The 23,394-nt window shown below is 53.4% G+C and carries 20 protein-coding genes and 2 tRNA genes; 13 read left to right on the top strand and 9 right to left on the bottom strand.

The window, feature by feature from the left end:
- Positions 1-296 precede the first annotated feature (296 nt).
- The 5 genes from speA (at position 297) to HFN16_RS18680 (ending at position 7,104) form a co-directional block, all read left to right on the top strand.
- Entirely contained in the window at positions 297-2,210 is a 1,914-nt protein-coding gene (speA, locus tag HFN16_RS18700) for a biosynthetic arginine decarboxylase (protein WP_168892177.1), read from the top strand.
- Positions 2,211-2,254: 44 nt separating this feature from the next.
- The gene (locus HFN16_RS18695) at positions 2,255-3,445 is read left to right on the top strand and encodes a saccharopine dehydrogenase family protein (protein WP_168892176.1); all 1,191 of its coding nucleotides are present in this window, start codon (positions 2,255-2,257) and stop codon (positions 3,443-3,445) included.
- Complete coding sequence (gene nspC, locus HFN16_RS18690; RefSeq protein WP_168892175.1) at positions 3,445-4,614, top strand: carboxynorspermidine decarboxylase; 1,170 nt, start codon at positions 3,445-3,447, stop codon at positions 4,612-4,614. The genes HFN16_RS18695 and nspC overlap by 1 nt, the downstream gene beginning before the upstream one ends.
- Before the next feature lie 12 nt (positions 4,615-4,626).
- The gene (gene speB / locus HFN16_RS18685) at positions 4,627-5,481 is read left to right on the top strand and encodes an agmatinase (protein ID WP_168892174.1); all 855 of its coding nucleotides are present in this window, start codon (positions 4,627-4,629) and stop codon (positions 5,479-5,481) included.
- Between the two features lie 63 nt (positions 5,482-5,544).
- On the top strand, positions 5,545-7,104 hold the full coding sequence (locus tag HFN16_RS18680; RefSeq protein ID WP_168892173.1) for a bifunctional GNAT family N-acetyltransferase/carbon-nitrogen hydrolase family protein: 1,560 nt from the start codon (positions 5,545-5,547) through the stop codon (positions 7,102-7,104).
- A 56-nt stretch (positions 7,105-7,160) separates the two neighbouring features.
- Here the strand turns inward: HFN16_RS18680 and HFN16_RS18675 are convergent, their stop codons facing one another.
- The 3 genes from HFN16_RS18675 to HFN16_RS18665 all read right to left on the bottom strand — a co-directional run bounded on the left by HFN16_RS18675 (position 7,161) and on the right by HFN16_RS18665 (position 10,117).
- A complete protein-coding gene (locus tag HFN16_RS18675) occupies positions 7,161-7,751 on the bottom strand; it encodes an SET domain-containing protein (RefSeq protein WP_168892172.1) in 591 nt (196 codons plus the stop codon).
- A gap of 11 nt (positions 7,752-7,762) precedes the next feature.
- Entirely contained in the window at positions 7,763-9,751 is a 1,989-nt protein-coding gene (locus HFN16_RS18670) for a GNAT family N-acetyltransferase (RefSeq protein ID WP_168892171.1), read from the bottom strand.
- A 289-nt stretch (positions 9,752-10,040) separates the two neighbouring features.
- Positions 10,041-10,117: transfer RNA gene (locus HFN16_RS18665), tRNA-Arg, on the bottom strand.
- Positions 10,118-10,231: 114 nt separating this feature from the next.
- On the opposite strand from HFN16_RS18665, the gene HFN16_RS18660 reads away from it, so the two are divergent.
- The 3 genes from HFN16_RS18660 to HFN16_RS18650 are packed head-to-tail and all read left to right on the top strand — an operon-like array spanning position 10,232 to position 14,263.
- Entirely contained in the window at positions 10,232-11,449 is a 1,218-nt protein-coding gene (locus HFN16_RS18660) for a cyanophycin synthetase (protein ID WP_247648385.1), read from the top strand.
- A gap of 12 nt (positions 11,450-11,461) precedes the next feature.
- Positions 11,462-12,865, top strand: coding sequence for an L-seryl-tRNA(Sec) selenium transferase (gene selA / locus HFN16_RS18655; protein ID WP_168892170.1), 1,404 nt, complete (start codon positions 11,462-11,464; stop codon positions 12,863-12,865).
- 12 nt (positions 12,866-12,877) lie between these two features.
- Positions 12,878-14,263 carry an aminopeptidase gene (locus HFN16_RS18650; RefSeq protein WP_168892169.1) on the top strand — a complete coding sequence of 462 codons (1,386 nt, stop codon included), beginning with the start codon at positions 12,878-12,880 and terminating at the stop codon, positions 14,261-14,263.
- A 56-nt stretch (positions 14,264-14,319) separates the two neighbouring features.
- Here HFN16_RS18650 and HFN16_RS18645 read toward each other — a convergent pair whose 3' ends face one another.
- Entirely contained in the window at positions 14,320-14,802 is a 483-nt protein-coding gene (locus HFN16_RS18645; protein ID WP_168892168.1) for a VOC family protein, read from the bottom strand.
- A 226-nt stretch (positions 14,803-15,028) separates the two neighbouring features.
- Between HFN16_RS18645 and selB the strand changes: the two genes are divergently transcribed.
- Together selB and HFN16_RS18635 are read left to right on the top strand one after the other, a co-directional pair.
- A complete protein-coding gene (selB, locus tag HFN16_RS18640; RefSeq protein ID WP_168892167.1) occupies positions 15,029-16,936 on the top strand; it encodes a selenocysteine-specific translation elongation factor in 1,908 nt (635 codons plus the stop codon).
- Complete coding sequence (locus HFN16_RS18635) at positions 16,899-17,759, top strand: lipid-binding SYLF domain-containing protein (RefSeq protein WP_247648384.1); 861 nt, start codon at positions 16,899-16,901, stop codon at positions 17,757-17,759. The genes selB and HFN16_RS18635 overlap by 38 nt, the downstream gene beginning before the upstream one ends.
- On the opposite strand, the gene HFN16_RS18630 is transcribed toward HFN16_RS18635, so the two are convergent.
- Positions 17,738-17,813: transfer RNA gene (locus HFN16_RS18630), tRNA-His, on the bottom strand. The genes HFN16_RS18635 and HFN16_RS18630 overlap by 22 nt on opposite strands.
- Before the next feature lie 77 nt (positions 17,814-17,890).
- On the opposite strand from HFN16_RS18630, the gene murA reads away from it, so the two are divergent.
- Complete coding sequence (gene murA, locus HFN16_RS18625) at positions 17,891-19,147, top strand: UDP-N-acetylglucosamine 1-carboxyvinyltransferase (RefSeq protein WP_168892166.1); 1,257 nt, start codon at positions 17,891-17,893, stop codon at positions 19,145-19,147.
- 62 nt (positions 19,148-19,209) lie between these two features.
- On the opposite strand, the gene HFN16_RS18620 is transcribed toward murA, so the two are convergent.
- Positions 19,210-19,539, bottom strand: a complete 330-nt coding sequence (locus HFN16_RS18620; protein ID WP_168892165.1) for a carboxypeptidase-like regulatory domain-containing protein — start codon at positions 19,537-19,539, stop codon at positions 19,210-19,212.
- A 159-nt stretch (positions 19,540-19,698) separates the two neighbouring features.
- Here HFN16_RS18620 and HFN16_RS18615 point away from each other — a divergent pair, with 159 nt between their 5' ends.
- Positions 19,699-19,854, top strand: coding sequence for a rubredoxin (locus tag HFN16_RS18615; RefSeq protein WP_168892164.1), 156 nt, complete (start codon positions 19,699-19,701; stop codon positions 19,852-19,854).
- 265 nt (positions 19,855-20,119) lie between these two features.
- On the opposite strand, the gene HFN16_RS18610 is transcribed toward HFN16_RS18615, so the two are convergent.
- Both HFN16_RS18610 and HFN16_RS18605 read right to left on the bottom strand, forming a co-directional pair.
- Positions 20,120-21,016 carry a transporter substrate-binding domain-containing protein gene (locus HFN16_RS18610; RefSeq protein WP_168892163.1) on the bottom strand — a complete coding sequence of 299 codons (897 nt, stop codon included), beginning with the start codon at positions 21,014-21,016 and terminating at the stop codon, positions 20,120-20,122.
- A gap of 22 nt (positions 21,017-21,038) precedes the next feature.
- The gene (locus HFN16_RS18605) at positions 21,039-21,914 is read right to left on the bottom strand and encodes a CPBP family intramembrane glutamic endopeptidase (RefSeq protein ID WP_168892162.1); all 876 of its coding nucleotides are present in this window, start codon (positions 21,912-21,914) and stop codon (positions 21,039-21,041) included.
- Positions 21,915-21,968: 54 nt separating this feature from the next.
- Here HFN16_RS18605 and HFN16_RS18950 point away from each other — a divergent pair, with 54 nt between their 5' ends.
- Entirely contained in the window at positions 21,969-22,244 is a 276-nt protein-coding gene (locus HFN16_RS18950; protein ID WP_247648383.1) for a hypothetical protein, read from the top strand.
- 13 nt (positions 22,245-22,257) lie between these two features.
- Here the strand turns inward: HFN16_RS18950 and HFN16_RS18595 are convergent, their stop codons facing one another.
- Positions 22,258-23,394, bottom strand: coding sequence for a hybrid sensor histidine kinase/response regulator (locus tag HFN16_RS18595; protein WP_168892161.1), 1,137 nt, complete (start codon positions 23,392-23,394; stop codon positions 22,258-22,260).

Below are 23,394 nucleotides of genomic sequence, written 5' to 3'. Positions count from 1 at the left end.
ACTTGTTGCAATGGAGAAGTTAACTACAAGGCCACCTTCATATGAAGGTGGCCTTTACGCAAAGTGTTCGCCAAGGGGTGGCATCAAAACATCTTGATAAGCGAAAGCCTTTTTGAGTTTACAGTTTGTCGTGGTTAGGTGATGTCGTTTTTATCTTCAAAAAAGATGTATTTTTAACACTAACGCTATTGACTTTTTTCTTCTATCTCCATAAATCCCGCTATCGCTTTGATGGACCAGTTTTGTCATGGCGAAAAAAGGGCATGGCCCAATTCAATAGGAGGGAGGATTCATGAGTGACCCCTACCTTAGAAAGATGGACCGTAGAACGGTCTAAAGAACTCTACGGCGTCCAGGAATGGGGTGCCGGATTCTTCGGCATTTCCTCATCTGGAAACCTTCAGGTCACCGCTGATCCCGGCAACTTTGCCAATGCGGTGAACATCCCTGACATCATCGAGGGTATTCAGGCGCGCGGGCTCGACATGCCTGTCATCCTGCGTGTGGAAAACATCCTCGACACCCAGATTTCCCTTATCAACGACACCTTTGTCGAAGCCATCAAGTCCCTGAATTACAAAGGGGCCTATCTTGGCGCGTACCCGATAAAGGTAAATCAGCAGCAACAGGTTGTGGAAGCCGTGACCCGTCACGGCAAGAAATACCATCACGGCCTGGAAGCCGGCAGTAAGGCCGAGCTCATCGCTGCCATGGGCATGCTTCGTGATACCGAGGCTGTGCTCGTGTGCAACGGCTATAAGGATGAAGAGTTCATCGATCTGGCCCTGCACGCGACCCAGCTTGGTCTGAAGTGCGTCATCGTACTGGAGATGCCGGGGGAACTTCCCCTTGTCATCGAGCGCTCCAAAGCCACGGGCGTGAAGCCCATCCTTGGCGTTCGTGTCAAACTCTCTAGTCAGGCCGGTGGATTGTGGGCCGAGTCCGGGGGCGATCGCTCCATTTTCGGGCTCAATGCCGCACAAATCATCGATGTCATCGACGTGCTCAAAGACAGCGAGATGCTCGACTGCCTGCAACTGCTCCACTATCACCTCGGTTCGCAGATTCCGAATATTCGGGAAATCCGCAACGCGGTGGCAGAGGCCAGCCGTGTCTATGCAGGTCTGGTCGCAGAAGGCGCCAATATGCACTACCTCGACCTCGGCGGAGGCCTGGCAGTGGATTACGATGGCACCCAGACCAACTTCATGAGTAGCCGCAACTATTCGGTCAATGAATACTGCGTTGACGTGGTTGAAGGCGTCATGACCGTTCTTGACGAGCAGGGTGTGCCGCATCCGACCATCGTCACCGAGTCCGGCCGTGCGCTTGTGGCCTACTACTCCATGTTACTTTTCAACGTGCTGGATACCGCTCGTTTCGAGCCGGAACCGCTCCCGGAGTCTCTCCCGGAGGGGACCAATGTTCATATCCAGCATCTCTACGAGACGTTGCAGTCGCTCAACCTGCGCAATGTGCAGGAGTGTTTCAACGACACTCTCTACTATCGCGACCAGGTGCGTCAGTCATTTGCCCAAGGTAAGCTCTCTTTCCGTGAACGGGCCCTCGGAGACAATGTCTTCTGGGAGACCATCCACCGGATTGCGAAGCTGGCCAAGGATATGCCCCAGGTTCCCCACGAACTGGAGGGTATTACCCAGGCGCTGTCCGACATCTACTACTGCAACTTCAGTGTGTTCCAGTCTTTGCCCGATGCGTGGGCCATCGGTCAGCTTTTCCCGATCATGCCTGTGCATCGATTGGATGAAATCCCGACCCGAGAAGGCCTGCTGGCAGACATCACCTGTGATTGTGATGGCAAAATCGACCGTTTCATCGACAGTCAGGGTGTCAAACGAACCATGCCCCTGCATGAGTTGAAGGATTCCGAGGAATACTATCTCGGCACCTTCCTTGTAGGGGCGTATCAGGAGACACTCGGCGATCTGCACAACCTGCTCGGTGATACGAATATCGTCACTGTCAGGATACGCGAGAACGGTGAGTATGATTTTGTCGGTGAACTGGAAGGTGACTCCGTGGAGGATATCCTCTCCTATGTCGAATACGACACGCGAGCCCTTCTGAATCGATTCCGCGAGACAGCCGAAGATGCCGTCCGCAAGGGACGAATCACACCGACGCAGCGACGGGAAATTCTTCAGGCATACAAAAATGGCCTGCAAGGATACACTTACTTCGAAAGATAAAATTTCATACCGCTCCATTGAGAGCGTTCAATGAGGATAATGCTATGTCCAAGGTTCTGATCATCGGCGCCGGAGGCGTCGGCAGTGTTGCGGTGCACAAGTGCGCCCAAGTCCCCGAGGTCTTCACCGAAATCCACCTCGCCAGCCGTACCAAATCCAAGTGCGATGCCATTGCCAAGTCCGTAAAGGAACGCACCGGAGTTGACGTCCCCACCTATGCCGTGGACGCCGACAATGTGGCCGAGACCGTGGAACTCATCAACAAGGTCAAACCCGATCTGTTGGTCAACCTTGCTCTGCCTTACCAGGATCTGCCGCTGATGGATGCCTGTCTCGAGACCGGCGTCAACTATCTGGACACCGCCAACTACGAGCCGCCGGATGAGGCCAAGTTCGAGTACAAATGGCAGTGGGCCTATCAGGAGCGCTTCAAGGAAGCCGGCCTCATGGCACTGCTCGGTTCCGGTTTTGATCCGGGCGTCACCAACGTTTTTGCGGCCCACGCCATGAAGCATCACTTCGATGAAATCCATGAACTGGACATCATCGACTGCAATGCAGGTGATCACGGCCAGCCCTTTGCCACCAACTTCAACCCGGAGATCAACATCCGTGAGATCACCCAGCGTGGTCGTTACTGGGAACGTGGCGAGTGGGTCGAGACCGATCCTCTGTCCTGGGCCATGGAGTATGACTTCCCGGAAGGCATCGGCAAGAAGAAGTGCTATCTGATGTACCACGAAGAGCTGGAATCTCTGGTCATGCACATCAAGGGCCTCAAGCGTGCTCGCTTCTGGATGACCTTTGGCGACGCCTACCTGAACCACCTGAAGGTGCTGGAAGGCATCGGCATGACCTCCATCGAGCCCATCGAATACAATGGACAGCAGATTCAGCCGCTCCAGTTCCTCAAGGCCGTATTGCCCGAGCCTGGTTCCCTCGGTCCCCTGACCAAGGGCCGTACTTGCATCGGTAACGTCATGAAGGGCCTCAAGGATGGCAAGGAAAAGAAGATGTACGTCTACAACATCTGCTCTCACGAAGCCGCCTACGAGGAAGTCGGTTCTCAGGCCATTTCCTACACCACTGGTGTACCGGCCATGATCGGCGCCATGATGATGCTCACCGGCAAGTGGACCGGCGAGGGTGTCTTCCACATGGAACAGCTCGATCCTGATCCGTTCATGGACGCACTGAACAAGCACGGCCTGCCCTGGCAGGAAGTGGAACTGTAGTGAACGGTCGTCTGGAATATCGTTTCGATCCTTTTGCGGTCGAGACACCATCATATGTCGTTGACGAGGGCCTCCTGAAAAAGAATCTGGAGGTCCTTGCCTCGGTCAAGGAACGGGCTGGCTGCAAGGTACTGCTGGCCCTCAAATGCTTTGCCATGCATTCGGTCTTCCCCATGCTGGCGGAAAAGCTCGACGGGATCTGCGCCAGCTCTCCCCACGAAGCCCGACTGGGCCGTGAGGAGTTTGGCAGGGAAGTCCACACCTTTGCCGCAGGCTATTCCGAAAAGGACATCCGCGACCTGTGCGAGACGAGTGATCACATCGTGTTCAACTCCTTTGCCCAGCTGAACCGTTTTCGTCCGCTGGTCAACGAGCTTGCCGAATCTCTTGGGCGCGAAATCGAACTGGCCGTGCGCATCAACCCGGAACATTCCGAAGGTGCCACGCCTATCTATGACCCCTGCTCACCGGGGTCCCGCCTTGGCATACGCAGAGCTCACTTCGACGAGAATGACCTTGAGGGCGTGACCGGTCTCCACTGGCACAACCTGTGCGAGCAGGATGCTGACTGTCTGGAACGGACCATTGAGGCTGTAGAGCGCTCTTTTGCAGATGTGCTGCCCAACATGAAGTACGTCAACTTCGGTGGGGGCCACCACATTACCCGTGATGGATATGATGTTGACTTGTTGGTGACGTTGGTTACCCGCTTCAAGGAGAAGTGGGGCGTTGAAGTCTATCTTGAGCCGGGAGAGGCGGTGGCTCTCAACGCGGGCTATCTGGTCTCAGAGGTACTTGATGTCGTGCAGGCTGACATGCCGATCGTCATCATGGACTCCGCGGTGCCGTGTCACATGCCTGATGTCATTGAAATGCCTTACCGACCGCACATTGTCGGATCGGACGAAGCTGGCGAGAAGGATTGGACCTGCCGTATCGGCGGACCGTCATGTCTCGCAGGGGATGTCGCAGGAGAGTATTCCTTCGATAGTCCCATCCGCACTGGTGACAGAATGGTCTTCACGGATATGGCGATCTATTCCATGGTTAAGACAAACACCTTCAACGGCATTCAACTGCCGTCCATTTATCTGTTTTCCCCCGATGCAAACGAAATGCGACTGGTGCGCTCTTTCGATTACTCGGATTTCAGAAACCGTCTTTCCTAGAGGGGAGGCATCATGACGACTCATTTTCTTGCTGGTGAAATCGATAACTCGAAACCAGAAGACGCGACCTTTCATGTCATTCCTGTGCCACTCGAATCTTCCGTCTCCTATGGCGGAGGAACGAGCGCAGGGCCACAGGCCATTTTGGAGGCGTCGACCCAGCTGGAGCTATGGGACGGCAAATCCCAGCCAGCAGAGCGGGGGATTCATACGTCTCCTCCCATCGACTGTTCAGGTTCAGTGACAAAGATCCTTGATCGGATCGAAGATTCCGTATGCTTTGCGACTGAATGTGAAGCGACTCCCATCCTTCTCGGTGGTGAACATACCGTTACACTCGGTGCGCTCCGAGGGCTTCGTCAGCGATACGGCAAGTTCGGTGTCGTGCAGTTTGATGCCCACGCAGATCTCAGAAATACCTATGACGGCTCTCCTTACAGCCACGCCTGCGTCATGCGACGTGCCTGCGAAGATCTGAAGCTGCCCATTTTTCAGATTGGTGTGAGAGCGCTTTGTCTTGAGGAAGTCGAATACCGAAAGGAACAGGATATCCCGCATATTGATGCCCGTAGCCTCTTTTTGAAAGGAATTCCCAGACAATTGCTGCCGTCGGATTTCCCGGACAGAATCTATATCACCTTTGACGTGGACGGTCTTGATCCATCGGTTATCCGGGCTACGGGTACCCCCGTGCCGGGTGGCATCGGCTGGCATCAGGCCATGCTTCTTCTCGAGGCTGCAGTCGAGGGCCGGCAGTTGATCGGCGCAGACGTCGTTGAGCTGGCTCCAGCCCCCGGTGATCATGCATCCGATTTTGCGGCTGCCCAGCTGGCCTATTCGATTATGGGACTTGTTCCTTCCGAATAACATCTTCGCACAATAACCATAACACCAAACTGTTGCTTGGCTTTTCTCAGAGGAGGAAAGGCAATGTCCAAAAGAAAGACCGTAAAGATACGGAATTGGACCGAAGCAGATCTTTCCGCGATAGTTGAATGCCAAAAGGCCGCCTATCCGGATTTCGATGATCAATACGACGAGCGAATGTACGCGCTACAGCTTGCAGCGTTCCCTCAAGGGCAACTGCTTGCTGAATACGACGGCAAGGTCATAGGTTACGCCACTTCGATTATTGTTCAGTTGGATGAGTCCGTAAACTGGTACCGCTATGATGAAATTACTGGCGGCGGGACTTTCAGCACGCACACCCCTACGGGTGATACTCTCTATGGTGCGGACATCGCGGTCCATCCGGATTTTCGTGGCAAAGGGATAGCAGGAAGAATATACAAGCACCGCAAACGGATCATGAAGCGATACAATCTCAGCAGGATGATCGCGCATGGCCGTATTATGAATTATGGCGAGCAGGAAGGTATCCTGACGGCCAATGAATACGTGAATATGGTCGAGAAGGGAGAGCTTGATGACTCGGCTCTGAACGCTCACCTCAAGGCTGGCTACAAGGTTAAAGGAGTCTTTCTTGACCTGCTGCAAGATGCTTCCAGTCTCAATTATTCGACCTTCCTCGAAATGCCCAACCCGGACTTCCAACCTGTCCGTAGAAAGATTGCCGCTTCTCCTCTCCGTCGTCCCGTTCGACAGTTCAGAGTCTGTGCCGCTCAGTATGAGATGCGCAGGATCTCCAGCTGGGATGACCTGCGCCAGTCAGTGGAGTTCTTCGTCGCTACGGCTGACGCATATCACTGTCACTTCCTGGTTCTGCCAGAGCTCTTCACAGCGCAGATGTTCAGCACCATGCCTCCGGAATGGGATTCCAGAAAGGCGGTGCTGGAACTTGCGGGAATGACGGATCGATACCTGAGCATGTTCAAGGAATTGGCCACAAGCTACAATCTCCATATCATCGGCGGTTCTCATCCCATTCTGCGTGATGGCAAGTTGTACAACGTCGCCCATCTTTTCACCCCGACCGGGAATGTCTATACGCAGGACAAGCTCCACATTACTCCGGGGGAGAGGGAGGATTGGGGAATCCATCCGGGAGAAGGCCTGAGTGTCTTCCAGACTTCTCTCGGGCGTATCGCGATTCAGGTCTGCTATGACATTGAATTTCCCGAGACCTCGCGTCTGCTTGCCATGGCCGGGGCAGAGGTCATATTCGTTCCGTTCAGTACGGATGAAAAACGTGCGTATCACAGAGTTCGCTCCACGGCACAGGCCAGATGCATAGAAAACTCCATCTATACGGTCATCGCGGCCAACGTGGGCAACCTGCCCGGTGTGAAAACCTATCTGTTGAATTACGGGCAGTCTGCAGTCTTTGCACCGAGTGACTTCGCCTTTCCCATCCCTTCCTTGAGTGGGGAAGCAGACCCGGGCGTAGAGACTGTCGTTGTCGCAGACCTCGACTTTGCAAGTCTTGCGCAAGTCAGAGAGTTCGGCAGTGTCCGTCCCCTGCATGAGCGTCGACCGGATATATATGAGTTGAAACCTCGAAAGAAAATCAAGGTCATCAAGACCGAATAAAAAAAGGGCGGCACCGTAAACGTACATACGGTGCTGCCTTTCTTTTGTTGCTCAAGCTATTCCGTTCGCCATTTCAGGCATTTGATTGATGAGTATTCCGCAGTCCCGTGCAGGAACGCTTCCAGTCTTTTTCGCTCAGTTTCATCAAGGAGCGCCCAAAGAGGTTGATGTACCTGCGGGATAGCGGTGAGCCCGGCCCTGATCAACTCGTCCCAGGCATTGCCGTGCACGTCGATGTCGTCAAGACGCAGTTCTTCGCGGCAGTCGCAGCACTGGCAGCAAAGCTCATACGGGTCCTGAATGTTCAGCAGCCCATACTCTGTGGTCACTTCCTCGCCGGGCTCGATATCCTTGATCGCAATCTCAAGACCGTAATCCGTCATCATCGTGTTGCTGTTGCAACTGTGATTCATGAAGCGGGCATGATCCCAACTCAGGATAAGATTGCCATGCTTGTCATGGTACAGATAAGTCTCCATGCAAGAACGCGCTGGCTCTTCCAGATTGCAAAACTCTTCCTGCGACAGACAGGTATCAAAGCGATCCCTGACCACTACGATAGTCCCTTTCGGGATAAAACCTGTGGCGAAAACCCCCAGACCAATCTCCGGTGAAACGGCCTGAATGGCGGTGTGCGGATGAATCACGTCAGCCTCCGTTAATACAAATAACGAATCTGATTCCTCTCGGTCTCGATTCGGTTGAAGATGGAACGCATGATGCGTTCATAGAGCTCTTCTCCCAACAACGCGTCCTCTACACCTGCGTCCACGTTCGGATTGTCATTGACTTCAATGACGTATGCCTTGCCATTGATTTCCTTGATGTCAACGCCATAAAAGCCGTTTCCGATAAGGGAAGACGCACCAATGGCGGCCTTGAGGACATGCGGTGGCACCTGATTCACTGACAGAGTCTCGTGTCTCCCGCAGAACTCCTCGGACTCGCAGGTCTGCCAGTTGTAGATTTGCCAATGATTGTTGGCCATATAGTACTTGCAGGCGAACAGGGGAGTGTTGTCGAGCAAGCCGATGCGCCAGTCATAGTCGGAAGTGAGAAACTCCTGTGCGATGACGAGCTCCGTCTGGGTAAACATTTCCTTCAGTTTTCCCTGTAAATCCTCATGTGTGTCGACGAGATATACGCCCTGTGAAAAGGAACTCTCCGGCAATTTGAGGACGAGCGGAACGGGCAGGGAACGCAGGAAGGTCACTGAGCTATTCTTTTGTGTAAGAAGCCAGCCACGGGGTTGGCGTATACCGGCTCCGGTCAGTCTCTCATGGAGATACACCTTGTTGGAGCACAGCATGATGGACCATGGATCGTCCACAACAACGAGGCCCTCCGTATAGGCATGACGAGCCATGGCATAGGTGTGATCTTCCATGGCAGTGGTTTCGCGAATGAACAGGGCATCGAATTCACAGATGCGTCTGTGGTCGGATTTGGAAATGAACTCGACGAAGAAACCGACCTTCTCGGCAGCCTTGCGAAAATTATCCAAAGCAGTCGGGCAGGAAGGCGGCGTCTTCTCGTTGCCGTTTATCAAAATGGCCAGATCGTACTTGTAGTTCTTGAGGCGTGGACGAGAGTAACGCCTCTTTTCTCCATAGCGGGTAAGGGCCTCGTTCAGCAGTTCGGGATATTTGTCAGCAACCTGTTTGAGTTTGAGCAACTTGATTTTTTTGACTTTCCAAGTCTCTTGCAGTTCCAGCGTGACGGAAAAGAACGGAATGGAGAAGAGGGAAAACAGTTTCCGGGCCAATTCATCATATCTGGAGTCCGGGGCCATCCCCAATACACAGGTCAACTCAATTGGTCTCCCAGCGTCAACCGGGAGTTTTTCCGTTGTGTAGTCACGGATTTCATCAAGCAGGCTCTGCGCTACGGAGATTGTCGTGGCGTCCTTCACAGCCATGACCGAAGGAGTGACTCGATGGTTGCGGGCCGAGGCCAGCAGAGACACATAGTAACCCAGTGAGTGGGTCTTGTATGTCCCGCAAAGATTCAGAACATGAAACCGACTGGAGTTGGCGTAATTGGTGTCCGAAAGGTAGTCGGTGGCTTGTACGAATTTCATGCTGGCAAGGCATTTTCTGGCTGCGACGGCATCATCCACGACGATGACGATGCGGTCTGCGGCGCTACTCTTGCCCGTGAGTTGCAACACCATTTTGATGGCGTGCTCTCCCGGTCCATAGAAATCCGGCAGTGAACGTACCGGCTTGAAGCCCATCCCGCTGTACCACTCGACGAGTCGAACATTGTTGATGTCTGCTTCCAGCAAAATGCGCTCGTAGCCATGGTTGGTCGCAAAGTCGAGGATGTACTGCATCATCGACGAACCGACGCCCGCTACGCGATGTCGTTCATCAACGGCCAGCGAATAGATACGCAAGGTTCGTTTGAACAGAAAGACAACAGCTACCCCTATGGGGAGACAGCGTTTTCGCCCTCTGCGTTCTGCAATGACTACCAACTGACTGGAGCTTGCTATGCTGCGACGAAGGCTTTCGCGGGAGCTTTGCCTGTGTTCGGGAAAGGTCGTCTGTTCCAGTTGCATCAGGAACGCAAGGTCAGAGGGGAGGGCTTCCCTAAATATGACAGTGGAATGCGAGTATTTTCTACTCTCTTGAACGGGGCTCATGAACAGCCTCCTGGGGTGACATTCTCCATCCGTCAAAGATGCTCGAATGAAGATGCGCAAGCCAATAATCCCAAACGAATTTTTGGTAAACAAAAAAGGAGGGCTTCTGCCCAACTTCAGTGAAAAAAGTTTGTTCAGGCAATGAAGCCTCAGGGGTGCTTGCAGATGCAAACCACAACAAGCCTCATTTTATGCATGTGTGTGGAGTATGATGGAGCGAGATTCAAGGCGGGATGGAAGGAAAAAACAAAGGGATTTAAGCAATGTGCCTAAATCCCTTGTTTGTTTCTGGTGCGCCAGCAAGGATTCGAACCCTGGGCCGTCGGCTTAGAAGGCCGATGCTCTATCCAACTGAGCTACTGGCGCGTAGGGATTCCTGATAATAGTGGTTGCGGTGCAGGTCAAGGATATAATTCGTCTAATATTCGATTACTCTCAAGGGCTTCCCCGCCGGACCACTTCCTGTTAGGTAAGTACATCGTGACACGAATCGACAATTATACGCAACTGACCGAATACATGGACAGGCTCGGCCTGTTTCATATGGATCTGACCCTGGACCGCATGGAGGCTTTTTGGGAGGCCCGCGGATTGCCCGATGTCCCCGTTATTCACGTGGTCGGCACCAATGGCAAAGGGTCCACTTCTACTTTTCTCTGTTCCATTGCCCGTGCCCATGGGGTTAAGACCGGGTTGTTTACTTCGCCACATTTCATCACGCCACGAGAGCGAGTGCAGGTGAATCGATCCCTGCTGGATCGTGACGTTTGGGTGGAGTTGGCCAATGAAGTGCTGGCGACACCGGGCGGAGACAAGCTCACCTACTTTGAATTTCAGACCTGTATCGCCATGCTCGCCTTTGAGCGCGAAGGCGTGGAACTGGCTGTCATGGAAGCCGGGCTGGGTGGTAAATTTGATGCCACCAATGTGTTCCGTCCGACTCTGACGTTATTTACGCCTATCGGGATGGACCATGAAAAGATTTTGGGTCCAACGCTGACCGATATTGCTACGGACAAGGCTGGAGCCATTCACGCGGGCGGGCAGATTATCACCGGTATTCAGGTGACCGAGGCCATGATCCCGTTGCAGGACCGGGCCAGCGCTGTCAATGCACGCTTCATGTATGCCGTGGATATGGCAGACCCCGTAGATGAAATGCGGCTGGGGCTGATGGGCATTCATCAGTCAGCCAATGCACGACTCGCATTGGCCGGATGGCGTTGGCATGCCGCTGGTAACAACTATAAGAGCGAGCCCATTTCCGAGGCGTTTGGCCTTGAATCAGCTTTTCTGCCGGGGCGTATGCAGCAAGTGGAGATTGATGGGCATACCTTCATACTGGACGGTGCGCATAACAGCCACGCCCTGGAGGCGCTGGACAGCGCCTTGTATGCCGAGGATATGCGTCCCGGTGCCGTAATTTTCACCTGCATGGGAGACAAGGACATTGGCCCCATGATCAGTCGTATCAAGTCCCTGACTGACGGGCTCATCATCGTGCCGGACATGGAGAATGAGCGTGCCTGTAGTGCAGGAGAGTTGGCCTCGAAATTTGGTGATCGGGCCGTAACCGCTCCATCCATGAAAGATGCTCTTACCATGTGCCACGATGCTGCCGAGCCTGTGCTGGTGTGCGGTTCCCTGTATCTGCTGGCTGAGTTTTACAGTCTGTATCCACAGTTTCTTACCCCATAACACATCAGGATTATGAGTAAATTGTACCGCTTCTTGCCGTCCATGGATCAGATTCTGGACGGAATTACCACCGACAAGGATATGGCCGCGCTACCGCGTCCCCTGATCAAGGACCATGCGTCCGCCTTTCTGGATATCTGCCGCGAGGAAATTCGTGCCGGAGCCATTACCGAAGAGGCGCAACTGAAGTTGGAAGTGCTTCTGCCGCGAATGACTGCCTATGTCCGTGCACAGTCGAGGCCCCATTTCCGGCGTGTACTCAATGCAACGGGCGTGGTCGTCCATACCAATCTTGGCCGTTCGCTGCTGGCAAAATCCGCTATTGAAGCGGTGGCAGAGGCGTGCGGACATTACTCCAACTGCGAATTCGATCTGTCCACAGGGCAGCGAGGCAGCCGTTATTCCCACGTGGAAAAGATTTTGTGTGACATCACCGGGGCCGAAGCCGCCTTGGTGGTGAACAACAACGCTGCAGCCGTATTTATCATGCTGGAGACCCTTGCCAAGGGTAAGGAAGTTATTGTTTCCCGCGGTCAGTTGGTGGAAATCGGCGGTTCGTTCCGAATCCCTGAAGTCATGAAAAAGTCCGGGGCGACGCTGCATGAGGTTGGAGCCACCAACCGGGCGCATGTGCATGACTACGAGAACGCCATCAACGACGAGACCGGTGCGCTCATGCGGGTACACACATCCAATTACCGTATTGTGGGCTTCACCAAGGAAGTGGGGCTGCCGGAAATGCGGGCACTGGGCGACAAGTACAACCTTCCGGTTATCGAGGATTTGGGCTCTGGTTCTCTGTATTCGCTTCAGGGTGCAGGGTTGTTGGGCGAGCCCACAGTGCAGGAAGTTATTGCTCAGGGCGCCGATCTGGTATCCTTCTCCGGCGACAAGGTCCTTGGCGGTCCTCAGGCCGGTATCATTGTTGGTAAAAAGGAATACGTGGACCGCATCAAGAAGAACCAGATCAACCGCGCCATGCGCATCGACAAGATGACCTTGGCTGCGTTGGAGGCGACCCTGCGTCTCTATCTGGATATGGATGTGGCACGGAAACAGGTGCCGACTCTGCGCATGATTACTGCGTCGCAGGAGTCTCTCAAGTCCAAGGCGCGCCGTCTGGCCGATGCCATTCGCGCCGAGTTTGGTGACACGGCCGAAGTGGGCATGAAGAAAGGTTTTTCCCGAGTGGGAGGCGGAGCGTTTCCCGAATACGATCTGCCCGGCACACTCGTGACACTGAACGTGAAGGGTATTTCCGCAGACGATCTGCGTGTGGCGCTTCTTGATACTGATCCGCCGTTGGTGGCCCGTATTGAAGATGATGCCTTCCTGCTGGATCCGCGCACCCTGACACAGACTGAAATCAAGTTGGCGGCCACCGTGTTGCGGCAGGCTGCTGAATCGCTGAAATAAGAGGTGAAACTCATGAGCAAGAAAGACGAACTCGTTTACGAGCCCAAGTCCGCGTGGGAGGTCTATACCTCCAAAAAGGACACCAAGGCCATGGACGCAATGGCCAAGCGCTATGTGGATTTTCTGAGCACCTGCAAGACCGAGCGGCTGGTGATGGACTATGTCCGTAAGAAGGTCAAGAAGGCTGGTTTTGTGGATGACCTCAAGGCCCCGCTGGCCTACCGGTTCAACCGCAACAAGACCTGCTTTCTGGCACGAAAGGGCCGTCGTCCCCTGTCTGAAGGCTTCCGTCTGATCGGCGCCCATGCAGACTGCCCGCGCATCGACTTCAAGCAGCGTCCTTTCTATGAAGATCTGGACCTCGCACTGGCCAAGACCCACTACTACGGTGGTATCCGCAAGTATCAGTGGTTGACCATCCCGCTGGCTTTGCATGGCACGGTGGTGAAAAAAGACGGCACCGAGGTGACCATTTGCATTGGCGAGGACCCGGCTGACCCGGTTTTCACCATTACCGACCTGCTGCCGCATCTGGCATACAAGGAAGTGACCAAAAAGGTTGGCGACGCTTTTGATGCCGAGAAGCTCAACATCATCATGGGGCACTCTCCGTCAATGGGGGGCAAGAAGGACGAAGACAAGGCCAAGGATCCGACCAAGCTCAAGATGCTTGAGCTGCTGAACAAGAAGTATGGCATCACTGAAGCCGACTTCTTCAGCGCTGAGATTCAGGCTGTCCCGGCTGGCCCAGCCCGTTTTGTTGGGCTGGATGAGTCCATTATCGGTTCCTACGGTCAGGACGACCGTTCCAGCGTGTTCTGCGGTCTTGAGGCTTTGTTGGCCGAAGAGGACCCGGAATACGCCCAGATCGTGCTGTTCTGGGACAAGGAAGAGATCGGCTCTGATGGCGCTACCGGTGCAAAGTCCTATTTCTTTGAATACTGCATGGAAGAATTAGTGGACGCATGGGAACCGGGCGTACGCATGTCCAAGGTTTTCATGAACGGTTCTGTTCTGTCTGCTGACGTTTCCGCTGCCATGGACCCGGATCATAAGGACGTATATGAGCCGCTCAACGCTGCTCGTCTCGGTTACGGCCCATGTTTCAACAAGTTCACCGGCCATCGCGGCAAGGTGGGGGCAAATGACGCCCATCCTGATTACATTGGTTGGCTGCGTAACATCTTTGATAACGCAGGCATCCCGTGGCACATGTCCGAGCTGGGCAGGGTGGATGTCGGCGGTGGCGGCACCGTGGCCAAATTCCTCGCCGTGTATGGCATGGATGTCATCGACGTGGGCGTGCCCGTACTCTCCATGCACTCTCCGTTCGAGTTGGCCTCCAAGGTGGATATCTACGCATGCACGCTGGCATTCCGCGAGTTTCTGAAGAACTAATTCTGTTGAGATTTGATATGAATATGGCCACCGAATTGTGAATTCGGTGGCCATTTTTATTTACCCTGAACCATGCCTTTTACCATCTCAATTGGCACGCCTGTTTTGGCGGCTACCTCTTCTGCTGTCATTCCCTCACCTAGAAGGCGTTTGAACAGTGCCGGGAGTGATTCACTGACTTCGACCACATGTCCATCGGGGTCACGCAGACGGAAGCCTCGTTGCAGCCAGGGAGCCTCATGGATGGGGTGGATAATGTCATCCCATTCCGTTTCGATACGTTTCCAGCATGCTTCAAGCTCTTCGGTTTCGAAATACATTTCAAAATTGCCGTTGGCGAGCTTGGCCGGAGTCGTTTGCTTACCCTGAAAAATAATTTCCGTTGCGTGACCTGCTTTCCAGATGGAGAAACCGGATTTGAACGGAATGTTCTCGCCAAAGTCAGCCAAAACCTCCTGTTCGAGAAGCTTTTCATAAAAAGTCCTTGAGCGTTGGATGTCTTCAACCAGGATGGCGGGACCTTCGAATTTAAGGGGCATGATTATTCCTTTGTAAGATCAGATTGGGAACGATGCTCACGTTCTGGGAGAGCATATGGAAACGTATGCTTGATTGGTACTGCTTCGTCAGTGTTATGGCAAGAATGGAGGAAACAATCAGTGATTGGTCCTCAGACTGTTGTTACCTTGTTACCTGCGCATATTTTCTCTACTATGCCTCAATTGAATCGACTAACCAGCTTCCAGGAACAAGGAATAGATTTTAATGCCAGTTATCATGGGAACCGCCGGGCATATCGACCACGGCAAAACCACTCTCGTCAAAGCGCTCACCGGAATCGACTGCGACCGTCTCTCTGAAGAAAAGAAACGTGGCATCACCATTGAACTCGGATTTGCCCATCTTGATCTCGGCGGCGGTAATCGCCTCGGTATTGTAGACGTCCCGGGCCACGAAAAATTTGTCAAAAATATGGTGGCCGGAGCCACAGGCGTGGACTTCGTCACCCTCGTCATTGCGGCAGATGAAGGTATTATGCCGCAGACGCGTGAGCATCTGGAAATTTGTCAGCTCCTTGGTGTGACCACCGGGTTGGTTGCACTGACCAAAACCGACATGGTTGACGAAGAATGGCTGGAGATGGTGCAGGAAGAGGTTGCTGAATACCTGGAGCCCACTTTTCTTGGCGGCGCTCCCATCGTTCCTGTGTCCGCTCATACAGGTGATGGGCTGGATAAGCTTAAGGATGAAATCCGTACCCTGTTGGGGGAGTTCAAGCCCAAACGTCGTTCCGATCTCTTTCGCCTGCCTGTGGACCGAGTGTTCACAATGAAGGGGCACGGCACCGTCGTGACTGGAACCATGATTTCCGGTTCCATCTCCGTGGGTGACGAGGTGCTTCTCTATCCCAAGGAAACTGAATCCAAGGTACGTGGCCTGCAATCCCATGGCGAGACTGTTGAAACTGCTCAGGCTGGTCGCCGAACCGCAGTGAATCTGCACGGCTTGGAAGTGGATGACATCAAGCGCGGTGATGTACTGGCAAGGCCCGGAACGTTGTTCCCGTCCGATGTCTGGGACATTGAACTGACTGTTCTTGAGTCTTCTCACATTCCGCTTAAGCATCGCCGGGAAATTCATTTCCATCACGGCGCACGCGAGGTGTTGGCTCGTATCCATCTGCTGGATCGTGACGAGCTCAAGCCGGGCGAGACCGCCATATGTCAGGCCCGCTTCACCGAACCGTTGGCTGGAGTGTATGGGGACCGCATCGTATTGCGCTCATTTTCGCCTCTGAGGGCTTTTGCCGGTGGACGTATTGTTGGACCTGTCGGACACAAGGTAAAGCGCTTCTCGGACAAATATGAGGCAATGAAGATGCTGACCAGCGAGATGCCGGAAGAGGTGGCCTCCACGCAGTTGGAATTGGCCGGTCCCGCCGGTTTGACGTTCGGTGAGCTGCTGACCATGACCAACCTGGAATCCAAGGCGTTGGAAAAGACATTGGGCGTTCTCAATGGACAGCAGAAGGCGATCCTCTTTGACAAGGAAACCCGACGCTATGGCGGCGGTATCCTTGCCCAGCAGCTTTCCGACAGTTTGCTCGCCTACCTCGATGATTTTCACAAGAAGGATTCCATGAAGCCCGGTGTGCAGCGTGGAGAGTTGGCTTCCTCCTGGGGGCGTGAACTGCCTCCCAAGTTCTTCAATATCATTGTCGAGAAGCTTATCAAAAAGGGCGACATCGTCGCCGAGCAGGAGGTGCTGCGCCTCAAGGGGCACAAAGTGTCTCTTGCTTCAGATCAGGAAAAGGTGCGCGAGACGATCCTGTCAGCCTACGAGCAGGGTGGGTTTACCCCGCCCAACCTCAAGGACGTGTTGGAGCCCATGGGGATGGATTTCAAACAGGCCTCCCCGGTTTTCAGGTTACTGCAGGATCAGGCTGTGCTGGTCCGGGTCAAGGATGACATGTACTACCACGTCCCGGCGCTTGAGGAGATCAAGGCACGCATCGTCGGGTTCTTCGAGAACAACGAGGAAATGTCTGCTCCGGATTTCAAGGATCTCACAGGCCTTTCCCGTAAGTATCTTATTCCGGTGCTGGAGTATTTTGATAAGGAAAAAGTGACGGTTCGTGTTGGAGACGTCAGGCATCTTCGGAAACGGTCTTGACACCATGGGACTGTCCCTTTACGCCATGCTTATGAAAAGACGTATTTCCCTGTTCGCCCTTGTTGCTACGCTGTGCTTCCTGATGATTGGTTGCTCGTCGCGCAACAATACCACCCAACAGGCTTCCAACGGTCAGGTCATCGTGGACGCCGCCACTGATACCCTTCGGGAAAATCTGGAAAAAGAGCAAAACAAATCCATGGCCTCGCTGATCGCTCAGGCCAAGGGCATGATGATCATTCCTTATATTGGGAATGTCAGCTTCTTCTTTTCCCTGGGGGGTGGTAATGCAGTCGTAATGGCTCGCGGCGAAGAGGGGTGGACCGGTCCTGTCTTCCTGTCCAAAGGAACGGCCGGATTGGGCATTCAGGCGGGCGTTACACGGACTTCTGGCGTAGTTCTCTATATGGACGCGGAAGATGTGAAATATGTGCTGGAGACTGGCGCTGTCCTGCAGGGACAGGCTGCCATTACTTTTCTGGACAAGGACTACGAAGGTAATCGTTCTCCCGAATTCGTGGAGACAGGTGATGTCGTATTCATCGGCGATGTTTCCGGCCTGTTTGCAGGTATCGGAGTCGCTGGCGGAGGCTTGTCCAACCGGAATGAACTTAACGCTGCCTACCACGGCGTTGAGGACGGTAATCCGGAAAGCATCCTGTTCAAGTCGGCTTCTGTGCCGCAGGGCGCGAGCGCACTGCTCGACCTGTTGAACGGGGCTGATGCGGAGGCTTCCAAAGCTTCTGATGACAAGGAAAACAAAAAGGGCGGAACTGACGTTCCGCCCTCTAAGGGATCACTTGGGGTGAGTGATGGGACTTGAACCCACGGCCACTTGGGCCACAACCAAGTGCTCTACCAACTGAGCTACACCCACCGTGTGAGGGAGACTATCTAGCGAAGGTTCTCGCCGCGGTCAAGCAAAAAACAGAAAAAAGAAAAAAAAGGTAAATCATGGATAAACTTATCATTGAAGGTGGAGTTCCCCTACAGGGAAGCATCCAGGTCTCTGGCGCCAAGAATGCCGCTCTGCCCATCCTCATGGCCTGCCTGTTGGCAGAGGGGACCGTCAACCTTTCCAATGTACCGCGCCTGGCGGATATTCGCACCTCTCTCAAGCTGCTGAACATCCTCGGTTGCGAAACTACCTTCGATAAGAATGACGTCACCTCCACCTGTGTGGGACTCAAACCTGAGGCTCCCTACGAACTGGTGAAGACCATGCGCGCATCCGTGCTGTGCCTCGGCCCGCTGTTGGCTCATCTCGGCGAGGCCCGCGTGGCTCTGCCCGGCGGTTGTGCCATCGGTGCCCGTCCTGTGGACCTGCATCTGCGCGGTATGGAGAAAATGGGCGCCACCTTCGAACTGACCGAAGGATACATCAAGGGCTCTTGCCCCGGTGGCCTCAAGGGAGCCAAGATTACTTTGGATTTCCCCACGGTCGGCGGTACCGAGAACCTGCTGATGGCCGCTTCTCTGGCCGAAGGCACCACTGTGCTGGAAAATGCAGCCCGTGAACCCGAAGTGGTTGATCTGGCTAACTTCCTCAACGCCATGGGCGCCAAGATCACGGGTCAGGGTACCAGCGTTATCACCATTGAAGGCGTTACTTCCCTCAAGGGGTGTGAGTATCGTGTCATGCCGGACCGTATCGAGGCAGGAACCTACATGGTGGCATCTGCCATTACCGGTGGTGAGCTGGAGATTCTGGACTGCCCCTTCTCAGATCTGGATGCCGTTAGCTACAAGCTGCGAGAAATGGGTGTCTGGCTTCAGGAACAACCCGGTTATGTGCTGGTTCGCCGCGCAAACGGACTGCTCAAGAATGTAGATGTGACTACCTTGCCGCATCCCGGTTTCCCGACAGACATGCAGGCTCAGCTTATGGCCCTGATGTGTTTTGGACAGGGTACTGGTACCATTGAGGAAAAGATTTTCGAGAACCGCTTCATGCACGTGCTTGAGTTGGTACGTCTCGGCGCTGATATCCGTCTCAAAGGACGAACCGCAATGGTCCACGGCGTTGGTAAGCTGGCTGGTGCTCCGGTCATGGCTTCCGACCTTCGCGCCAGTGCCTCTCTGGTTCTGGCCGGTCTGGCTGCTGAAGGCACCACCACGGTGGAACGCATTTATCATCTGGATCGTGGTTACGAAAACATCGAGGAAAAACTCTCTGGTGTTGGCGCACGTATCAAGCGCGTCAGCGGCTAACCAGTTCACAAAATGAAACAAAAAGGCCGGACAGGGTAATCCTGTCCGGCCTTTTTGTTGTACTATTTCTTTTTCAGCGAGAAATTGACTTCCTTGCGAGAGCATTTTCCGAGGAAAATATTGTGCGTGCCGTCTTTGTATACGCCTTCCGGCTGTGGGATGGCGGTGATGATATACTCGTCGGCGGGTAGTTTGTCGAAGAAATAGACGCCATGCTCATTGGTGTATGTCGACTGACTGGTGTAGGTGGCTTCCCCCTCAATATTCACCAGTGCGCCAGTGAGCGGGGTGTTCTTGTCGTGAACTGCTCCGTAGATAGTGGCAGATCCCGCCAGCGCGGAGGTTGCCAGCAGCATCATGAGTGCCAATGCAGCTATTATTGATTTCGTCATGTTGGTTTCTCCTTTGTTTCAAATATGTCGCCAAAAATAATTCATTCAGGCTCGATTCTTCAATTGGAAGGCGTTTTTTTAGCAATTGTGCATATTGAGCTTGAATACCATATATCTTTTGTTACAATGACATCAAATTCATCTTAGGAGGAAAAGACTATGGATAAATGGGAATGCCCCTGCGGTTATGTTTACGATCCTGCTGAAGGCGATCCGGAAAACAACGTTGAAATCGGCACCAAGTTCGAAGACCTTCCGGAAGACTGGGTTTGCCCGCAGTGTGGCGCTGAAAAGGAATACTTTGAAAAACTCTAATCACTTGTAAGGGAGCAGTAGAAAAAACGGCTTCGAAATAAAAAAAAGGTTGCACTCCTCATTCATGGGAGTATGATGAAATCAACCGACAAAGGACAGTTTCCAGATAACGCCAAACAAACCTCATGATTCTTTGAATCGGAAGAGTTTCCAGGCAACTTCACAAAGAAACCATTATCCTTTGGCTGAAGCCTAGGCTCTCGGTAACACACAAAAAAACTTCCTAGAAAAAGCCCTCGCTTGCGGGGGCTTTTGTCGTTGTGGGCTAATCCTTCAAAGGCAGAGGTTCCATTACGGGATCGTTGATCTGTCGCTTGTAAGCATTCTGAAACCTGTTTTTTAGCTGAGCAGGCACTGATTCTTTTAGGATAGAATACAAGTGTTGGTTCTGGATAAGGGTTAACAGCGCCATGTCGGCATGTTTCAAAACCTGTTTTGCCCAGTCGTTTTTGGGACCGGCGATGTAACCGGGCGCAAAGCTATCAGGATTTTCCTTGATCTTGACCAAAGAGAGCTTTGTGCCATTGAATTGCTTTTGGAGGTAGGGGATGACCAAAGGATCAACTATGGCCCAGTCGGCTTCTCCACTTATTAAGGCTGCCACAAGACTGGGGCTAGATGTAAATATTTGTGTCTTCTCAAGGTTACGGTGTTCGTCCAGAATCGGCTGTAATTGCCCGTAACTCATTCCTTTGATTTCCGCATACTTCAAATGAGTATTACTCAGAATCGCTTTGAGTGAAATGAAACCGGAGGGAGCCACTGAGCGTGCTTCGTCTTCAAGCATGGCAATCATGGTTGGGCTGGAGAGCCTGCACGGAATCTGGTTGAAGGCCATGACCTGTTCCCGCATGTCGCTCCTGAGCATGCCAAGGGCAAGGCCGTGTTCGCCTGCGGCCAATTTCTCCATCATTATATCCGGGGAGAGTTCTTCCATTCGGTGATTGTAGCCCGGCATATCGGTCCACAGTGCCTCCATGATTTGGATGCCAAATCCCTTGGGTGGCTGGCCTTGTTCAACGATGAACATGGGGGGAAAGTTGAAATAATACCAGGTGAGATCTCCCAGCGCCTTCGCGTTGCCAGACGTACAAAGTACCAGCAGGATGGCCAGTACGAGTCCCGACATCGCTTTCGGGAAGAGTGTATTGCGCTTCGTCATGATTCACCCTTTGCTACGGGCGTTATTCGCTCCTGCGTAATCTCGCCAGGACAGTCCCGGCCAAGGCTCCGAGCACCACCCATATCATAACTGCAGAAAAACCGGTACCTCCTCCGAGAATTGGGTCGGTACTCGGGAAAAGCCACATCCAGATACCGAATCCCTGCGCGTTGACAGCGCCATGGATGAAGGCCGCCAGATAGGTGGATTGGTAGTGAAGCGTCATTTCATTGAGGAACAGCCCGAATGCAGTAGTGAGCAGGCACATCATGGCGATACCGGCCACAGGATTGTCCGGATAGTTGAAGCCTACCCAAATGACAGGGGCATGCCAGAGTCCCCAGAGAATGCCGACAATGATATAGGCGGCAGGTTTACCCATGGGCATGAGGCGAGGCAGCAGAAAACCTCGCCAGCCAATTTCCTCGCCGAGTGCAAAAGGAAAATGCATGAGCGGGCCGATGAAGACCGATAGGGGGAGCATGAGTTGGAGTACTTCATCCTTAGTGATCGGTTCGCTTCCGGTTGCCTGCGTCAAGGCGGTCATGTTCCAGTCTGGGGTAGACAGACCAAAGGCCCATGTCAGCCCATAGATTGCCGCGAAGGCGGCCGGGGCCAGAAAAAATGTCAGCAGGTAGGGGCCAAAGGAGCCCATTCGCAGGGATAAGGATTCTTTGGTCTCTGACCATGAACGTCCTTCGATCCATTTGGCAGAGAACAGTGCAGCCAGCGCAGGCATCCACATGGTGAGGAACAGCCAGCCAAGAGGAGTGTAGCGAACCACATCCGTATCAAAGCGGATTCCCTGGCTGATGAGCCAGAGTTGTATTGTGAAGGTGCCGATAAAGGTTAGGCCGATAAAAGTGGCAAGGGCGATGCTTTTCCGGGAAGTACTCATGGGCTGAAAGTAGCTCAGAGCCTGCCAAATGGGAAGTGTGGATACTTATTCCACATGGTATTTCTTATAGATGGCGCTCAACTTTCCATTGGCTCGGATAGCTTCAAGCCCCTCATTGAAACGGGCAATGAATTCTTTCGCGCCATCAGTCTTGTTGCCCACCATAAGGCAATTCGAAAGGGGAGCCATGTCCATGGGCGTTATGACAATGCGTTTCTGTTCTTTCGGGCAAAGCTGATGGATAACTTGGGATCCTACGATGTCAGTCTGCGTGACAAAGTCGATACGGCCCTCAAGCAGTGGCTACTTAAATTGCTACATAATTACTAAGAGTGACTGTCTGTTATGTGACCACGTGGGCTGTGGGTATGGTGATGGTGAAGGTTGCTCCTTCGCCTACTCCGGAGTTGGCCATGATGGCGCCCCCCATCTCCTTCACCAGCTTTTTAGTGGCCATGAGACCGATGCCCGTGCCGCGACTGCCTTTGGTGGTGAAGAAGGAGTTGAAGACCTTGGTGATGATCTCCGGAGAAATGCCGTGGCCGGTATCGGTCACTTCATAGCGGACAGACATGCCGCCGTTATCCTGAGTGTGGATGACGACTTTCTTTTCGCCTTCCAGTTTGTCCTGACAGGCGTCGATGGCGTTGGAGACGAGGTTGGTGAGGCATTCGTGCACTGCTTCGATGTCCAGACGCATGGTGCCGAGGGAATCGTCCAAATTCAGTAACAGCTCAACTCCGGCATTTTCAGCCTTGGAGGCCATGAGGTCGCGTACCTGGCGTGCAGGAATATTGGGGTCGGCGTCCACCGGATTGATGCTAACCGGCTTGGCATAGTCCAGCAGGTCCATAGCAAGGTTTTTGATCCGTTTGATATCGCGGCGGGTCATCTCCCAGCCCTGCTGGAGGTAATCCTTGTTTTCGAGCTCCAGTCCTTTCTCGATGACGAACATGCCGCCTTCCAGTCCGCCTGCCACATTCTTGATGGCATGAGACATGGAAGCCACAGTCTGGCCTACCGCGGCCATACGTTCGGCTTCAACCAGTTCCTTACTCTTTTCAAGAACCAGATGTTCGAGATTCTCGGTATACTCACGCAGTTGTTCGCGGATGGCGATTTTCTGCACGGCACGCTCCAGAGCAACCTCAAGGGCGTCTTCGTGGATGGGCTTGGTAATGAAGTCACCCGCGCCTTTGCGCAGGGAGTCGATGGCAGAGTCCATGTCGCCGTGTCCGGTGATCATGATGACTTCGGATTCAGGCCAGTCTTTCTTTACGCGATGCAGTAATTCCAGACCATCCATGCCTGGCATTTTGATATCAGTGACCACGAGCGGGATATCCTCTTTCTCGAGGATTTCCAGCGCCTCAATTCCGTTGGCAGCGGTAAACACTTCGTATCCTGCCTCACGGACAGTGATGCTCAATACGGTGCGGATACCTTCTTCGTCGTCGACCAGTAGAACTTTTTCCTGCAT

It is taken from the genome of Pseudodesulfovibrio sp. zrk46 (genome assembly GCF_012516435.1).
GTDB lineage: Bacteria > Desulfobacterota > Desulfovibrionia > Desulfovibrionales > Desulfovibrionaceae > Pseudodesulfovibrio.
The sequence above is the reverse complement of the archived record's forward strand: the minus strand, read 5'-3'. Positions and strand labels throughout refer to the sequence as shown.

What these genes read in the sequence shown, in the direction of transcription:
- HFN16_RS18695 (WP_168892176.1), top strand. Translation starts at nt 2,255, where the DNA reads ATGTCCAAGGTTCTGATCATCGGCGCCGGAGGCGTCGGCAGTGTTGCG.
- speB (WP_168892174.1), top strand. Translation starts at nt 4,627, where the DNA reads ATGACGACTCATTTTCTTGCTGGTGAAATCGATAACTCGAAACCAGAA.
- HFN16_RS18680 (WP_168892173.1), top strand. Translation starts at nt 5,545, where the DNA reads ATGTCCAAAAGAAAGACCGTAAAGATACGGAATTGGACCGAAGCAGAT.
- HFN16_RS18670 (WP_168892171.1), bottom strand. Translation starts at nt 9,751, where the DNA reads ATGAGCCCCGTTCAAGAGAGTAGAAAATACTCGCATTCCACTGTCATA.
- selA (WP_168892170.1), top strand. Translation starts at nt 11,462, where the DNA reads ATGAGTAAATTGTACCGCTTCTTGCCGTCCATGGATCAGATTCTGGAC.
- HFN16_RS18650 (WP_168892169.1), top strand. Translation starts at nt 12,878, where the DNA reads ATGAGCAAGAAAGACGAACTCGTTTACGAGCCCAAGTCCGCGTGGGAG.
- HFN16_RS18645 (WP_168892168.1), bottom strand. Translation starts at nt 14,802, where the DNA reads ATGCCCCTTAAATTCGAAGGTCCCGCCATCCTGGTTGAAGACATCCAA.
- selB (WP_168892167.1), top strand. Translation starts at nt 15,029, where the DNA reads ATGCCAGTTATCATGGGAACCGCCGGGCATATCGACCACGGCAAAACC.
- murA (WP_168892166.1), top strand. Translation starts at nt 17,891, where the DNA reads ATGGATAAACTTATCATTGAAGGTGGAGTTCCCCTACAGGGAAGCATC.
- HFN16_RS18620 (WP_168892165.1), bottom strand. Translation starts at nt 19,539, where the DNA reads ATGACGAAATCAATAATAGCTGCATTGGCACTCATGATGCTGCTGGCA.
- HFN16_RS18615 (WP_168892164.1), top strand. Translation starts at nt 19,699, where the DNA reads ATGGATAAATGGGAATGCCCCTGCGGTTATGTTTACGATCCTGCTGAA.
- HFN16_RS18610 (WP_168892163.1), bottom strand. Translation starts at nt 21,016, where the DNA reads ATGACGAAGCGCAATACACTCTTCCCGAAAGCGATGTCGGGACTCGTA.
- HFN16_RS18605 (WP_168892162.1), bottom strand. Translation starts at nt 21,914, where the DNA reads ATGAGTACTTCCCGGAAAAGCATCGCCCTTGCCACTTTTATCGGCCTA.
- HFN16_RS18950 (WP_247648383.1), top strand. Translation starts at nt 21,969, where the DNA reads ATGGTATTTCTTATAGATGGCGCTCAACTTTCCATTGGCTCGGATAGC.
- HFN16_RS18595 (WP_168892161.1), bottom strand. Translation starts at nt 23,394, where the DNA reads ATGCAGGAAAAAGTTCTACTGGTCGACGACGAAGAAGGTATCCGCACC.